This is a genomic window from Bacillus sp. FSL W8-1143 (assembly GCF_037965155.1).
Taxonomy (GTDB): domain Bacteria; phylum Bacillota; class Bacilli; order Bacillales; family Bacillaceae; genus Bacillus; species Bacillus pumilus.
Window position 1 is genome coordinate 3071817 of the sequence record NZ_CP150182.1, and the last position, 16026, is coordinate 3087842.

Consider the following 16026-nt stretch of genomic DNA (forward strand, 5'->3'; position numbering starts at 1 on the left):
CTTTTTTATGCTTTTTGCTTTTTCACAGCATGAATCACATATTGAATGAATAAGTAAAGCACAGCGCCAGCTAAAAAGCAGACAACGCATCCAAAAAGCGTCGCCTCAGAGCTGAATTGATACTCTTCAATTTTCATAATATAAAATGGCATACCAAACAGCGTTGGACTTGATTCGATATGATTGACCTCTAGCAACAGTAAAAAGACAGGGGTCATAAACACAGCAAATATATACAGCATCGCAAGTGTTAAGCCGCTAGAAAACGAATGAAATACTTTGATCATCTCTTTCTCTCCTTCATCTCTTTTAAACTGACTGTGATATTTTTCCCGTCTGGGCAAGCTGGGTGCAGCATCACAGTGTTCAGTAAAGAAAAAAACAGCAGCTGATGACTCACCGAATGCTTCCACGTTAATAAAAGCACAATTGAGCAGAGTACCGGAAACAGCGGACCTGCAAGTGCCACCATCAGATTAAAGCTCGGCCGGGCAAATGTCTCATGGACGATCGCCACATGCTTCCAATCAATCGTTACCACAAAATCAAAGAGCGGCCTTTTTTCGACTTTGTTACACACCATGATCATCAGCATATGACCGAGTTCATGAATAAGCACAACCGCTAGTAAACTAATGACAAGCCCCATCATCGCAATATCGGCCTTTTTAACATCACAGCATATATACAACTGAAAAAGGCAAGTGACCCAAGCAGATAAGCGGTGGCAAGAAGAAACATATGAGCTGACAGCCACTCTAATAAAAGCATATCGATGAAGCTGAATACAGCAATCATCATCACGATGACAAACAGTTTATTAAAATCACTGATTTTCACGACAAACCCCGTACAGGCTGCCATGACGGTCATGAATAAAATGGACAAACTCGCCAAGCCATGACCTTCACTTTCAATACCGATCACCAAATAAGCAAGGCCAATATACACAAAATAAATGAGTAAATTGATTGTGTAATAAAATAAAATTCTTGGCAATATATACGCACCCTTTGATGTATTTAACATAAAGATGGCCCGTTGATTGAGATGATATTCTCTGCCAATCATCAGCGGAAGCATGATCAATATTTCCTTTAACGCAAACTGCACAATAAAAGCATACAGCCATCCAGTTTCTTCAGGTGTAAAAACAAATGGGAGCCCAGCCGTCAAACAAACGAGAAAGAGGAACAAAATGCCTTGTTCTTTAAAAACAGCTGATCGAATGAAATAGACCACTTCCTGCCGCAGTTGCGTCAGAAAGGAAGAGTACGTCCTAATTTTCTGGTAAGAAAATGACTTTACCTCTGTTTTCAGCTGCAAAAACATTTGATGAACATAGCAAGCTGCTAAGCCCTTTACCCATAGCCAGCCAGCGCTTAGAAGAATCACCAGCAACGTCAGATAGACAGCCGGCCATACATGGATCATCTCCACTGCTTTTTGAAAAAGAAGATATATGAGTACTTGAAGTGCCGCAAAGCCGATTGTTTGTAGAAGTAAATGCTCCTTTGTTTTTGATACGAAATAACTTACACCGATCCTCATTAGCATCCATGAAGAGAGCGTATAAAGTGCCAATATGCCGCATGTGATGCAAACAGCGATGATCCAATACAGAGATGGGGTGACACCCGTGATCAAAAGACCTAATACAATCGGTAAAAAAAGCAATCCAGCCATGAGGAAGCAAAAAAGCACTGGAAAGAAATACGCACAAAGGACAAAGGGTACACTTTGTATTGCACTGTTCAAAAAGTAGAATTGATATTCTTGGCGCTTCAGTTTATTGCGGGATAACACAATCCCTGCTCCTAATAGTAAGAGCGACATTTTGACAAATTGGAGATATAGCGCAGCTGGCTCACTTTCACCTGCCTGCATGTAAAAGCGCAGGCTGATGACAACGTATATCGCATAGATGAGCAAGAGAAAAACGGCAGCTGAGAGCAGCTGCAAAGGATACTTTTTTCCAAGTTGCTTTCCTTTCGTTGTCAGCATGCCCCACTCTATTTTATGAAGAACGTGTCGTGTCCAAATCATTGAGTAACCTCTCCACCTGCATATAGTAATCTCGATTTACTTCTTTATAAATCTCTTCAAGTGCCTGATGAGGAAATGTCTGATTCGTTTCTTGACGGGACATATCCAACTTGACGTCACCATTTCTTAAGATCATGAGATGGTCATAAAGCGTATCACCAAAGCTCAAATGATGGGTTGAAATGAGAATGCCTGCACCTTGATCTCTCAGCTTCATGAGCACCTTTTTTAAGATGATCATCATATCTGGATCAAGTCCGTTCGTTGGCTCATCGAACACATAATAATCACACGGCCTGAGGAGCTGTGAAATGATCTGCGTTTTCTTTTGATTGCCATGAGACAGCTGAGCGATAGGCTGATCCATATATGAACCCAGCTCAAACAGATCGATGAACGTCTCTTCCCGTGTGACATCTTGCTCATTTGGCAGCTGAAGTAATTGAAAGTATTCCCTCGGCGATAAATAATCGAACAACGAGTGGTCGTCAGGAATATAGGAAACATGTTTTTTCAATAAGGAGATATGTTCTGAGAATTGAAGGTTCAGCTGTTTACCATGTAAAGTGACACATCCTATAAATGGTGTCAGGCCAAACATGGATTGGATCATCGTCGTCTTCCCCGCACCATTATGCCCCAAAAGCAGTAGCATCTGCCCTTTCTCGACATTCATTTGAATATTACGGAGAGAGAAGGTGCGGCTATATGTTTTTTCTTTTAATCGTAATGTCAGCATCATATCCCTCCGTTTGTTTCAGATAGAACAGATGACCTTGCATCTGTTCTCATCCCTGTTAATAACCGCACTGGATTTTAACGTACATGCCTAATAATTTGAACTCTCCTAAAAATTTAGAGCCCTGTCCAAAGGTCTTGCATGCCCAAATCAATGCTCCAAGTGAAATAATGCCTAATATAGCGGCAAGAACATAAATCCAAAATGCGTTTTTCTGTACATTCTTAGAAGTTAGAATTCGTTGCTTCCTTTCATCATATGCCGCCAATAGGTGAAGAACATACATATACACACCTACTGGAAAACGAAGGCTAAAAGGATTCAGCATCTCATCACCCCCTAATATATGTAAAATGATACCACCCCCTTACAGAAAGCATAAGTTCATTTCAGATCATATTTTTAGTTGGTTTTTCATGATTTAGTGCTTATAAATGGAAGGGTTTTGACTTCATCTCTAACGGAAGGAGGATTTTTTACAGAAATAGGATAAGTCAAATGAATTAGCCAGCGGATTTCGCTCGACACAAAAAAACGCTGCGTCCCGCTCTCATAAAAGAGTGGAACGCAGCGCATAGCTGACATTATTTATTCAAGTTATAGAATGTTGCAATGCCGTGATATTGTGCTGTTTCAGCCAATTGATCTTCGATGCGAAGTAATTGGTTGTATTTCGCCACACGGTCCGTACGAGACGGAGCACCTGTTTTGATTTGTCCAGCGTTTGTTGCAACAGCGATGTCTGCAATCGTGCTGTCTTCAGTTTCACCAGAACGGTGAGAGATAACAGCTGTGTATCCTGCACGTTTTGCCATTTCGATTGCATCAAATGTTTCAGTTAATGTACCGATTTGGTTTACTTTGATTAGGATTGAGTTACCAACGCCGTTTTTGATTCCTTCAGAAAGCTTCTTCGTGTTTGTCACAAACAAGTCATCTCCTACTAGCTGAACCTTGCTGCCAAGGCGCTCAGTTAATAGTTTGTGACCTTCCCAGTCGTTTTCATCAAGGCCGTCTTCGATCGAGATGATTGGGTATTTCGATACCATATCTTCATACCAGTCAACCATTTCAGCAGATGTTTTCACAACACCTTCGCCTGATAAATGATATTTACCGTCTTCTTTGTTGTAGAACTCAGAAGATGCAGCATCCATTGCAAGTTTCACTTCTTCACCTGGTTTGAAACCAGCTTTTTCAATCGCTTCAACGATTGTTTGAAGTGCTTCTTCGTTAGAACCAAGGTTTGGAGCGAATCCACCTTCGTCACCTACAGCTGTGTTTAAGCCTTTTGCACTTAATACAGATTTCAGGCTATGGAAGATTTGTGCGCCCATGCGAAGTGCTTCACGGAAGTTAGGTGCACCTACAGGCATAATCATGAATTCTTGAATGTCTACGTTGTTATCCGCATGCTCTCCGCCGTTGACGATGTTCATCATTGGCACTGGAAGCGTTTTGGAGTTGAATCCACCAAGGTATTGGTAAAGTGGAATTTGTAAGAAATCAGCAGCAGCACGTGCTACAGCGATAGATACGCCAAGGATTGCGTTTGCGCCTAATTTCCCTTTGTTTTCTGTTCCGTCAAGTTCGATTAACATTTTGTCAATTGCTACTTGTTCAGTTACATCAAAGCCTAAAAGCTCTGGTGCAATGATTTCGTTTACGTTGTTTACAGCTGTCAGAACACCTTTTCCAAGGTAACGGTCTTTGTCTCCGTCACGTAGTTCTACTGCTTCATATTCACCAGTAGAGGCACCACTTGGTACTAGTGCACGGCCAAAGCCGCCAGATTCTGTATAAACTTCTACTTCAACTGTTGGGTTACCGCGAGAGTCTAATACTTCGCGTGCATATACGTCAACAATGTATGGCATCGTTATTTCTCTCCTTTTGAATCAATTTGTTATTTCTGAATCAATGATGTTCCTGTCATCTCTTTTGGTTTTTCAAGACCAAGTAAGTCTAAAAGCGTTGGAGATAGATCGGCTAGAATGCCGCCTTCTCTAAGCGTTGCACCTTTTTTCGTTACGATGACTGGAACAGGGTTTGTCGTATGTGCAGTATGCGGCTTTCCTTCTTCAGTAATCAGCACGTCTGCGTTACCGTGGTCTGCCGTGATGATGGCATGTCCGCCTTTTGCTAGGATTGCGTCGACAACAGCTCCTAAGCATTCATCTACTGCTTCAATGGCTTTAATTGTTGGCTCAAGCATACCTGAATGACCAACCATATCCGGGTTAGCAAAGTTCAGGATGATCGCATCATGCTTGTCAGCATTGATGTCTGCAACTAGTGCATCCTTTACCTCATAAGCGCTCATTTCTGGCTTGAGGTCATAGGTTGCCACATCTGGTGAATTGATCAAAATGCGGTCTTCACCAGGAAATTCTTCTTCACGTCCACCGCTCATAAAGAACGTCACGTGAGGATATTTCTCTGTTTCAGCAATCCGCAGCTGTTTCAATCCATTTTGCGCTAGCACTTCTCCTACTGTGTTATCCAAATTCACTGGTTTGAAGGCAACATAGCCATCAACCGTTTCACTGAAGTGTGTGAAGCAGACGAAGTGTAAATGCTTCGGATGTGCTTCTCCGCGATCAAACGAGCGGAAATCTTCATTTGTGAAGGTGTTCGAAATTTGGATTGCACGGTCTGGGCGGAAGTTATAGAAAATCACAGAATCGCCGTCGTTTACTTTTGCAACTGGCTCACCATTTTCTCTCGTGATGACAGATGGAATAACGAATTCATCGTAGATTCCATTTTCATAGGAGTCATCAACGACATCATAGATGTTTTGATAACTTGGGCCTTCACCATACGCCATCGCGCGATATGCTTTCTCCACACGATCCCAGCGTTTGTCACGGTCCATTGAGTAATAGCGTCCAGAAAGTGTTGCCACTTCTCCGACACCGATTTCTTTGATTTGTTCTTCAAGCTGTTTTAAGTACACTTTGGCTGTCTTTTGACCAACATCACGTCCGTCCAAGAAGCCATGAATGTATACTTTTGTTAAGCCTTCTTTTTTCGCTAGTTTCAGCAAGGCAAAAAGATGCTGGATGTGGCTGTGCACACCGCCGTCTGACAGGAGACCGAATAAATGAAGGGCCTTGTCATTCTCTTTTGCATAAGTCATTGCCTCTAGGAACGTTTCGTTTTTCTCAAATTCCCCATCACGAATGGCAACATTCACTCTTGTTAAGCTTTGATACACAATGCGTCCTGCACCGATGTTCAAATGCCCAACTTCAGAGTTCCCCATTTGACCTTGTGGGAGGCCTACTGCCTCACCTGAAGCCGTTAAGGTTTGATGCGGGAATTCGTTCCAGTAGCGGTCGAAGTTCGGTTTCTTTGCTTGGGCAACAGCGTTACCAACTGTTTCGCCTCTTAAACCGAATCCATCTAAGATGATTAATGCAGCTGGTTTCTTACTCATATTGACCTTCCTCCAATAATTGAACGAAAGACTGAGGTTCTAAGCTTGCGCCGCCTACCAAAGCACCGTCAATATCGGATTCTGCCATATATTCTTTAATATTCGCAGGTTTCACGCTTCCGCCATATTGAATGCGAAGGCTGTCTGCCGCTTCTTGACCATATTCGCTTGCAACCGTTTGACGGATATGCGCACAAACGTCGTTTGCATCTTTCGCTGTAGAAGATTTCCCTGTACCGATCGCCCAGATTGGCTCATATGCAATAACAGATTCAGAAACTTGCTGAGTTGTTAAACCAGCTAGTGCTTTCTTCACTTGATCAGCGACGAGTTCATTTGTTTTGCCAGCTTCACGCTCTTCAAGCGTTTCACCTACACAGATAATTGGAACGATGCCATGCTTGAATGCAGCATGTGCTTTTTTGTTCACTGTTTCATCTGTTTCAGCGAAGAATTCACGGCGCTCTGAATGACCGATCACTGAGTAGCCAATGCCAAGATCTTTTAGCGCAGCAGGACTGATTTCACCAGTGAATGCACCATTTTCTTCAAAGTGCATGTTTTGTGCACCAATTTTAAGGTCTGTTCCGTTAGAAAGGCTGTTTAGCTTTTCAAGGAAAAGAGCTGGCGCACAGACAATTGCTTCCACTTTGTCAGGAGATGGAATGGATGACTTGACTTCTTCAACGAAGCTAACCGCTTCGCCAAGTGTTTTGTTCATTTTCCAGTTCCCAGCTATAATTGGTTTTCTCATGATTGACACTTCCTTATAGCAGTTTTGGTCTTATTTATCGTTTAATGCAGTAACACCTGGAAGCTCTTTGCCTTCCATAAATTCAAGTGAAGCGCCGCCGCCTGTAGAAATATGGCTCATCTGATCAGCAAGACCAAATTTCTCAACAGCTGCTGCTGAATCTCCACCGCCAATGACAGAATATGTATCTTTTGCTTCTGCCAGTGCTTCTGCGATTGCTTTTGTTCCTTTAGCGAATGCGTCGATTTCAAATACACCCATTGGTCCGTTCCAAACAACAAGCTTGCTGTTTTTAATAACATCAGCGTACTTGCCTATTGTCTCTGTTCCAATATCAAGTGCTTCTAGATCACTTGGAATTTCAGAGATTGGCACAATGCTTGTATTCGCATCATTTGAAAAGTCGTCGGCTACCAGAACATCTGTTGGAATCAGGAAGTTCACGCCTTTTTCTTTTGCACGGTCCATAAAGGATTTCGCTAAATCGACTTTGTCTTCTTCTAATAAAGATTTTCCTACTTCGTGGCCTAGTGCTTTCACAAATGTGTAAGCAAGTCCGCCGCCGATGATGAGGTTGTCCACTTTATCAAGAAGACTTTCAATCACACCGATTTTATCCTTTACTTTTGCGCCACCGATAATCGCTGTAAATGGGCGATCAGGGTTTGAAATGGCTTTTCCTAGAACCTCAAGCTCTTTTTGCATGAGGAAGCCAGAAACAGCCGGAAGATATGCTGCAATACCAGCAGTGGATGCATGTGCACGGTGTGCAGCACCGAACGCATCATTGACATACACATCGGCTAAATCAGCAAATGCTTTTGATAGTTCAGGATCGTTCTTTTCTTCACCAGGATAGAAACGAACGTTTTCAAGCACTAGCACATCTCCTTCTTTTAAGTCAGAGATTTGCTTTTTCACGTTGTCGCCGTAAGCTTCATCCGCTTTTTTCACTTCTTGTCCAAGAAGCTCTTGCAGACGTTTCGCTACAGGTGTCAGACGCAGTTCTTCAGTAACTTGACCCTTCGGACGACCCAAATGACTAGCTAGTAGTACCTTTGCGCCTTGTCCTGTTAAATACTCAATCGTTGGTAATGCTGCGCGAATACGAGTATCATCCGTCACTTTTCCGTCTTTCATTGGAACGTTAAAATCTACGCGGCAGAACACAACTTTACCTTTTACGTCAATGTCTTTTACTGATTTCTTATTCATGCTCGTCAGGAGATCCTCCTTTATTCTGGTTTCCTTACGCATTGGACAAGTCTCTCTTTATCCTTTTCCCATTTTGCCCTCATCAAAACGAGAAATCGTGCAGAACGGATAAAAACAGAGAAAAAGGGAAAGGGATGCTTCCCCTTCCCTTGTCCGTCTTCATTATATCGTGTCTATAGGAAAGAACCAAGTGAGTTCCTTCAGTGTGACAAATTAAAGACCTTGTTTTGCAATGTAAGCTGCAAGGTCAACAACGCGGTGAGAATATCCACTCTCGTTATCGTACCAAGAAATGACTTTCACCATGCTGCCTTCCATTACCATTGTAGAAAGAGCATCAATTGTTGAAGAGTTTGCATTACCATTGTAGTCACCAGATACTAATGGCTCTTCGCTGTAGCCAAGGATTCCATTAAGTTCTCCCTCAGCTGCTTCTTTAAGTGCTGCATTTACATCTTCAACAGTTACATCTTGGTTTAATTCAGCCACAAGGTCAACTAAAGAAACGTTAGGTGTTGGAACACGCATAGCGCCACCGTTTAATTTACCTTTAAGTTCAGGCAATACAAGTGAAACAGCTTTCGCAGCACCTGTAGAAGTTGGGATGATATTTTCCGCAGCTGCACGAGCACGACGGTAGTCTTTGTGCGGAAGATCAAGAATTTGTTGGTCATTTGTGTATGAGTGAACAGTTGTCATCATACCGCGTTTGATACCAAATTTATCGTTAAGTACTTTTGCAAATGGAGCTAAGCAGTTTGTTGTACAAGATGCATTAGAGATGACATCGTGGCTAGCTGCATCGTATTTGTCTTCGTTTACACCCATAACGATTGTGATATCTTCTTCGTTAGCAGGAGCAGAGATGATGACTTTTTTAGCGCCAGCTTCTAAGTGTTTTGCAGCGTCTGCACGTTTTGTGAAGAATCCAGTAGATTCAACAACGATTTCTACGCCTTGTTTACCCCAGCTTAATTTCGCAGGGTCACGCTCAGCTGATACTTCGATTGTTTTACCGTTCACTACTAAGTTCGTACCGTCTACAGAAACCTCTGCATCTAGTTTTCCGTGAACAGAGTCATATTGTAAAAGGTGTGCAAGCATGTTAGCGTCTGTTAGATCGTTAACCGCTACTACCTCAACTTCAGGATTGTTTAATGCTGCACGAAATACGTTACGTCCAATACGTCCAAATCCGTTAATACCGACTTTTACTGCCATGATGTTTCCTCCTTTTATAGGTCACAATGTTTTATATTGAGGGATCAATTGACTCCCTTAATAACTCTTTTGCGGCTCCTTCGTCTGTGACGAGAACCGTTCGGCGGGGTTTTTTGAAATAAGCTTCAATGGCCCCTGCCTTTGATGATCCACCTGCAACAGCAATGATGTGTGGAATGCTTTCTAAATCATCTAGCTGCATGCCGACGGAGTGCACTTTGTGGACGACCTCACCATCACGATTAAAGTAATAGCCAAAGGCCTCTGTCACTGCGTCATGCTCATCAATCTTTTTTAAATCTTCAGCTGGTGTGTTTCGTCTCATCGCCATTGTTTTTGCTTCACCGATTCCATGAATGAGCATCGTGGATGATTTAATCGTTTGAAGCACTTCTTTGACTGACGGCTCTTCAATAATGGAAGAGTAAGCACCTTCTGACAGCTGTCCTGGAACAAACAGCAGTTTGTAAGTACCGGAAGCTTTTTCAGCCATGTGGGCACAAATGGTGTTTGCCTGATTTTTTACATTCTCCCCAAGACCGCCTCTCGCAGGGACAAACATCATGTCTCTGTTTTTGGCATCAGGGGTCATCATTTCGGCAACGGCTTCCATCGTCGTTCCGCCAGTGACGGCGACGATATTATTTCCAGTAAACCTTTTTTTCATACATTGGACAGCAGCTCTTCCCATCTCTTGCTTCACCCACGGGGATTCGTCACTGTCACCAGAAACGATCACGACTTCTTCTAGGCCTAACTTCCTCTTCAATGTATTTTCCAAAAAGGTTAAACCTAAAACGTCTTTCATCATTCCTTCAAGCATTTCAAGCAAAGCGTGGCCTTCACTCGTCAGCATCATGCCGCTCGTTTTGACATCCAGCAGATTTTGTTCTTTTAAAAACTGAACTTCAGCTCTTAAGATGCGCTCACTGAGACCAAGACTCGTCGCAAGACTTCTGCGGCCGATTGGTTCAGCTAATCTGATGTACTGCAAAATGTCGTAGCGTTTTTGCATAACGATGAGAAGATCTGGCAATAATTTTTTTTGAGCTTCCAATAAACGATTCATGGCTAACGACCCTTTCTTTTCACGTTGGACTAAAAACGTCCCACTGTGACAAAAAACGTCCCGCCACAGCCAAAAAAAATCAATCCCTGCTTTCTTTAATTATTTTAACAGGATCATCTTGCATTTTCAACTATTACAAACACATTTAGACAAAAAATAGACACATTTTCACCGATAGCCTGCTTGTCATCAAGGTTCTTGCTATGATTTTTCTTTTCGAAATATTTTATTTTCTTCTATATTGAATGAATTCATCAATGAAAGTGTGCATGCGTAAGAGGTCCGCATACACACTTTTTTGATATAGTCGTCTTTTATGTTTTTGGGATTCCTTCCTCTTCGGCGAAACGCTTTGCCTCTTCCTTCGGTTTGATTTTGAGATAATAAATGATGTAGCAGGCAGCCATGAACGGAACACCGCAATAAAGGCCAATCCGCTGATCCTCAATAAAAAATAAGCTAATGAGCACGATGCCAAATGCGATGAAGCCTGCTAGTGGGACAAATGGATAGAGCGGTGTACGGAAGACGAGATCCTTTACATCTCCCCCGTCTTTTATGAATTGTTTTCTAAAGAAATATTGAGACAAACAAATGGACATCCACACCACAACAAGAACCATTCCAGAAATCGAAATAAGCCACACATACACCGTTTTTGGTGCCACAACACTTGTGAGCAGAGATAGAGCGGATACACCCATTGTCACCAATAATGCATTGATCGGGATTTTACGCTTGGACAGCTTTTTCGTAAAGGCAGGTCCTTTCCCGTCCTTTGAAAGCGACCAGAGCATACGTGATGATGCATATAATCCAGAGTTTGCTACAGACAAGACAGCTGTGATGATAATAAAATTCATGATATCTGCAGCATATGGGATGCCGACCTTGTCCAGCACGACCACAAACGGACTGTCGACAGCGCCTGCTGTCTGCCATGGGAGAAGTGCGGCTAGAACCGCAATTGATAAAACGAAAAAGACCATCGTTCTCCAAATAATATTCCGTATTGATCGAGGCAATGTTTTTTCAGGGCTTTCACTCTCACCTGCTGCGATCCCTACAAGTTCTGTTCCTTGGAAGGAGAAATTGACCGTGACCATGGTTAATAAAATAGCAAAAACACCATTAGGAAATAGTCCGCCATGATCCGTCAAATGACGAAATAAAGGGGCTGGTTCTCCGCCTTTTAAATGAATCATTCCGAAAATTGCGCCAATTCCAATGATAATAAACAATAGGATGGCCGCAACCTTGATGGCTGAAAACCAAAACTCCGTTTCAGCGAAGCTGCGAGCAGAGATGGCATTCACGGCAAATAATATCACGCTAAATGCTAGACACCAGAGCCAAACCGGAATATCTGGAAACCACCTTTGGAGCAATATGCCTGCTGATGTAAACTCCAGACCAATCGTACACGCCCAGCTAAACCAATACAGCCAGCCGATCATAAAGCCTGTGGACGGACCTATATATTTGGTTGCATATTCCTGAAAGGAACCGGCTGTTGGCATCGCCACTGCTAATTCTCCAAGACAGAGCATGACCAAATACATTAAAAATCCGCCAATGATAAACGATAGAATGGCTCCCCCCGGTCCTGCCTGATGGATAATCAATCCTGACCCAAGGAAAAGCCCTGTACCGATGACGCCGCCTAAGGCAATCATAAAGAGATGTCTGCTTTTCATGGAACGCTCTAGTTCATTATGCTGTTCTTGCATCAAATCCACTTCCCCACTTTCCCTCTTCTATTCAGCATCCTTTGACAAAATTCGCTGTTCGTTGAAAAAGAAAGGGAGAAAGTGAAGCTTCCTCCCCCTTTGCCATTTAAGCTTGAAACAGTGCTTCAATATGACCAATCGCCCAGTCTAAATCTGCTTTTGAAATGGTCAGTGGTGGTGCAAAACGGATGACTGTTTCATGGGTTTCCTTACATAACAAACCTGCTTGCTTCAGCTTTTCACAATAAGGTCTAGCTGCCTCTGTCAGCTCCATGCCTATAAATAGTCCGCGGCCGCGCACTTCTTTAATCACAGGACTTTGAATGTGTTCCAATTTGTCTTTGAAGTATTCACCAAGCTCCATAGAGCGTGCTGCAAGCTTTTCGTCGATTAAAACATCCAGTGCAGCAAGCGACACTGCACACGCAAGAGGATTTCCTCCGAAGGTAGACCCATGAGAACCAGGGTTAAACACGCCTAAAATATCGCGGTTTGCTACAACACACGAGATTGGGAATACTCCGCCGCCTAAAGCTTTCCCAAGAATCAGCATATCTGGCTCAATGTCTTCCCAATCACACGCAAACATCTTACCTGTTCGTGCTAACCCCACTTGAATCTCATCCGCAATGAACAGCACATTTTCTTGCTCACAAAGCGTTTTGGCTTCTTTCAAGAAGCCTTCTGGCGGCATGACAATCCCCGCTTCTCCTTGAATCGGCTCAATGAGGAAAGCCGCTGTCTGTGGTGTGATCGCTTCACGTAACGCTTCAATATCTCCGTAAGGAATTAGCTTAATTCCAGGAAGCATTGGGCCGAAACCTCTTTGGTATTCTGCTTCTGAGGAAAGAGATACAGCCGTCATCGTTCTCCCATGGAAATTGCCAACACACGCAATGATTTCTGCACGATTCTCTTCGATTCCTTTCACATCATAGCCCCAGCGTCTCGCTGCTTTTACAGCGGTTTCTACAGCCTCAGCACCTGTATTCATTGGCAGTGCCATGTCTTTATTCGTCAGTTTGCAAATTTTTTCATACCAAGGACCAAGCTGATCATTATGAAAGGCTCTCGAGGTGAGCGTCACGCGGTCTGCCTGTTTTTTGAGCGCTTCAATAATGCGGGGATGGCGATGTCCTTGGTTCACTGCGGAATACGCACTCAGCATATCCATATATCGATTGCCTTCAGGGTCTGTCACCCACACTCCCTCAGCCTCTGAAATGACAATTGGCAGCGGATGATAGTTTGCCGCTCCATATTGCTCTGTTTGTTGAATCAATTCATTTGTCTGTGTCGTCATCATCTATTCCTCCTTCTGTAAGGTAGCTTCTTTCAATTGGGTTCATCTTCATCCATATGTTATGCAAGGATCGTGCCAACTTTCTGACCGCTTGATCATGGGGGCTACTTCATTAATTACGCAAAATTTCTTTGCATATGCCAAATTTTTTAGAGGAAACCGCAAAATTTTTCATGTAAAATAGAGGTAACGTCAGGAGGTGGCGCAATTGAAAAAAGATCTGCATGCCGCAAAGCTTGAAAATGAGATTGATTTATATAAACAAATGCTCGATTTAATTGATGTCGGGGTTCATGCTATTGATGAGAATGGACATACGGTTGTTTATAATAAAAAAATGATGGAGATCGAGTCTTTAAAACGCTCAGATGTTCTCCATAAAAATGTACTCGATTTCTTCGCCTTTCAAGATGAGATGCACAGTACACTTGTCCAAGCGCTGCGTACCGGGAAACAAACCGTACATGCCAAGCAGACGTATCATAATTACAACGGAAAAGAAATCACAACGATTAACCATACATACCCGCTCGTTCGAGATGGTCTCATTCAAGGGGCAGTTGAAATTTCGAATGATGTGACCAAGCTGGAACGGCTGATTCATCACAATATGAAGAAAAAAGGAAGCACCCGCTTTACCTTCGATTCTATTATTGGACAAAGCCCTGCCTTTTTAGAGGTGATTGAGCATGCGAAACGAGCGACACGCACCTCTTCCTATGTGCTCATTGTTGGCGAAACTGGGACTGGGAAAGAGCTGTTTGCTCAAAGCATTCATAACGGCAGCAGCCGGTCATCTGGACCTTTTATTACTCAAAATTGTGCGGCACTGCCTGATAATCTGATTGAAAGTCTGCTCTTTGGTACACAAAAAGGGGCTTTTACGGGAGCAACTGATCAGCCTGGCTTATTTGAGCAGGCGCAAGGAGGAACCTTGCTTTTAGATGAGATCAACTCACTAAATCCTCATCTTCAAGCAAAACTATTGCGCGTCTTACAGGAGAAACGTGTGAGAAGGCTAGGAAGCACAAAGGAAATTGCTGTTGATGTAAGGGTGATTGCCAATATGAATGAGGACCCTGTGGATGCAATCGCAGGTGGACGCATGCGCAAGGATTTATTTTATCGTCTCGGTATTGTCACCTTATTTATTCCGCCGCTTTCTGAACGAAAAGAGGACATTCCTACGTTTGTGAATCATTTTATTCAAAAATATAATGAGCTGTTTCAAATGAAGGTGAAGACGGCTGATGAAGAGGTACTTGCCCTTTTTAAGGCGTATCATTGGCCAGGCAATGTAAGAGAACTTGAGCATGTGATTGAGGCGGGGATGAATATGATGATGGATGAAGACGACTTATGCATGCATCACCTTCCCTATCATTTTAGATTTAAGCACGGGGAAGTCCGTCCTAAGGCGCAATTGCAAACAAATTCTTTGCAGCAAACCGCAGCTGCTGACACCTTTGTGTATACAAGCCCAGAACAGACGACTGATTTCCAAACCCAAATGGAACGATTCGAAAAACAATACATCGTCCATTACTTAGAAAAAATGGACGATAATATTTCACAGACTGCAAAGTTATTGGGCATGAGCAGGCAAAGTCTGCAATATCGAATGAAAAAGCTACATATTTCTCTTCAATAATAGAGCTGTGCCATCATCCGGCACAGCTTATTGTGTATCTGACTGTTCTGCTGGTTTTTGCAGCACATCACCGAGCAGATTTTCTACATTTTTCAAATGCGTAAGCATCGCTTTCTCTGCTTCTTCTGGCTGCCTTGCAACGATGGCTTTGTAAATTTGTTCATGTTCTTCGTAAAGCTTCCGAATGGAGGCTTTCGTTGAGAATAACACGACTTTTCTCGTTTCCCGCATCGTTTCTACTAACAAGGATGAGACTTGATTCATTAACACCTTTAATACATCATTCTTCGAGGCTTTGGCTAAGGCGAGATGGAAGGTAAGATCTGCCTCTTCACCAATTTCTTCATGGGCTTCTGCCAGCTTCATTTGTTCGAGTGCATCACGCAGCTGATGTAGGTCATCGTCCGTCCGAAGCAGCGCCGCCTTTTTGACAGCACCTGTTTCAATAATGGTTCTCACTTCAAGGAGCTGCCTGACATCATGCTGCTTCATTAAAAATGCAGGAGATAAAGAAAATGCGAGCTGTTCAGGATCGAACTGCTTCACATATGTGCCTTCCCCTTGTTTCATCTCTATTAATCCGATCGCTTTGAGAGCAGACAGCGCCTCTCTCACAGCGGAACGGCTGACTTGAAAGCTTTCTGAGAGCGATTGAACCGAATCTAATTTTTCTCCCGGAAGAAGCTCACCAGTGCGAATCGATTCGATTAATGCATCCGCAATTTCTTCATATATTTTTTTGGTTTTGATTTGTTTATATTTCAATTGGTCTCACCTCATCACTGTTGTCTACCCTTTTCGGCTCATGCCCTATCTTATACTTTACCCCAAAATTTCCGTTCACACGTCTCCCCGA

15 protein-coding genes are annotated in these 16026 nt (G+C 43.0%); 1 reads left to right on the forward strand and 14 read right to left on the reverse strand.

All coding sequences use genetic code 11. The features are described from left to right. Positions 1 to 5 precede the first annotated feature (5 nt). The 13 genes from NSQ36_RS15820 to NSQ36_RS15880 all read right to left on the reverse strand — a co-directional run bounded on the left by NSQ36_RS15820 (position 6) and on the right by NSQ36_RS15880 (position 13519). The gene (locus NSQ36_RS15820) at positions 6 to 287 is read right to left on the reverse strand and encodes a hypothetical protein (RefSeq protein ID WP_113387371.1); all 282 of its coding nucleotides are present in this window, start codon (positions 285 to 287) and stop codon (positions 6 to 8) included. Next, positions 284 to 652 carry a hypothetical protein gene (locus NSQ36_RS15825; protein WP_050944185.1) on the reverse strand — a complete coding sequence of 123 codons (369 nt, stop codon included), beginning with the start codon at positions 650 to 652 and terminating at the stop codon, positions 284 to 286. The genes NSQ36_RS15820 and NSQ36_RS15825 overlap by 4 nt, the downstream gene beginning before the upstream one ends. Continuing rightward, a complete protein-coding gene (locus NSQ36_RS15830) occupies positions 649 to 2046 on the reverse strand; it encodes a hypothetical protein (RefSeq protein ID WP_339206073.1) in 1398 nt (465 codons plus the stop codon). The genes NSQ36_RS15825 and NSQ36_RS15830 overlap by 4 nt, the downstream gene beginning before the upstream one ends. Then, entirely contained in the window at positions 2018 to 2785 is a 768-nt protein-coding gene (locus tag NSQ36_RS15835; RefSeq protein WP_339206075.1) for an ABC transporter ATP-binding protein, read from the reverse strand. Before NSQ36_RS15835 ends, NSQ36_RS15830 begins: the two co-directional genes overlap by 29 nt. Before the next feature lie 58 nt (positions 2786 to 2843). After that, the gene (locus NSQ36_RS15840; protein WP_073979003.1) at positions 2844 to 3113 is read right to left on the reverse strand and encodes a hypothetical protein; all 270 of its coding nucleotides are present in this window, start codon (positions 3111 to 3113) and stop codon (positions 2844 to 2846) included. Positions 3114 to 3369: 256 nt separating this feature from the next. After that, on the reverse strand, positions 3370 to 4662 hold the full coding sequence (gene eno, locus NSQ36_RS15845) for a phosphopyruvate hydratase (RefSeq protein WP_003212752.1): 1293 nt from the start codon (positions 4660 to 4662) through the stop codon (positions 3370 to 3372). 29 nt (positions 4663 to 4691) lie between these two features. Next, positions 4692 to 6227 carry a 2,3-bisphosphoglycerate-independent phosphoglycerate mutase gene (gpmI, locus tag NSQ36_RS15850; RefSeq protein ID WP_050944194.1) on the reverse strand — a complete coding sequence of 512 codons (1536 nt, stop codon included), beginning with the start codon at positions 6225 to 6227 and terminating at the stop codon, positions 4692 to 4694. After that, positions 6220 to 6981, reverse strand: coding sequence for a triose-phosphate isomerase (gene tpiA / locus NSQ36_RS15855; RefSeq protein WP_106029339.1), 762 nt, complete (start codon positions 6979 to 6981; stop codon positions 6220 to 6222). The genes gpmI and tpiA overlap by 8 nt, the downstream gene beginning before the upstream one ends. A 30-nt stretch (positions 6982 to 7011) precedes the next feature. Beyond that, positions 7012 to 8196, reverse strand: a complete 1185-nt coding sequence (locus NSQ36_RS15860; protein WP_003213359.1) for a phosphoglycerate kinase — start codon at positions 8194 to 8196, stop codon at positions 7012 to 7014. A 213-nt stretch (positions 8197 to 8409) separates the two neighbouring features. Next, a complete protein-coding gene (gene gap / locus NSQ36_RS15865; protein WP_003212811.1) occupies positions 8410 to 9417 on the reverse strand; it encodes a type I glyceraldehyde-3-phosphate dehydrogenase in 1008 nt (335 codons plus the stop codon). 31 nt (positions 9418 to 9448) lie between these two features. Next, positions 9449 to 10486: a sugar-binding transcriptional regulator gene (locus NSQ36_RS15870; RefSeq protein WP_003212739.1), complete on the reverse strand. Its 1038-nt coding sequence runs from the start codon at positions 10484 to 10486 to the stop codon at positions 9449 to 9451. A 314-nt stretch (positions 10487 to 10800) separates the two neighbouring features. Continuing rightward, on the reverse strand, positions 10801 to 12216 hold the full coding sequence (locus NSQ36_RS15875; protein ID WP_339206078.1) for an amino acid permease: 1416 nt from the start codon (positions 12214 to 12216) through the stop codon (positions 10801 to 10803). A gap of 106 nt (positions 12217 to 12322) precedes the next feature. Beyond that, positions 12323 to 13519, reverse strand: a complete 1197-nt coding sequence (locus NSQ36_RS15880) for an ornithine--oxo-acid transaminase (RefSeq protein ID WP_321999515.1) — start codon at positions 13517 to 13519, stop codon at positions 12323 to 12325. A gap of 208 nt (positions 13520 to 13727) precedes the next feature. On the opposite strand from NSQ36_RS15880, the gene NSQ36_RS15885 reads away from it, so the two are divergent. Further along, positions 13728 to 15170, forward strand: coding sequence for a sigma 54-interacting transcriptional regulator (locus NSQ36_RS15885; protein WP_339206082.1), 1443 nt, complete (start codon positions 13728 to 13730; stop codon positions 15168 to 15170). Positions 15171 to 15197: 27 nt separating this feature from the next. Here the strand turns inward: NSQ36_RS15885 and NSQ36_RS15890 are convergent, their stop codons facing one another. Beyond that, entirely contained in the window at positions 15198 to 15935 is a 738-nt protein-coding gene (locus NSQ36_RS15890) for a FadR/GntR family transcriptional regulator (protein ID WP_003213412.1), read from the reverse strand. Positions 15936 to 16026: the final 91 nt, after the last annotated feature.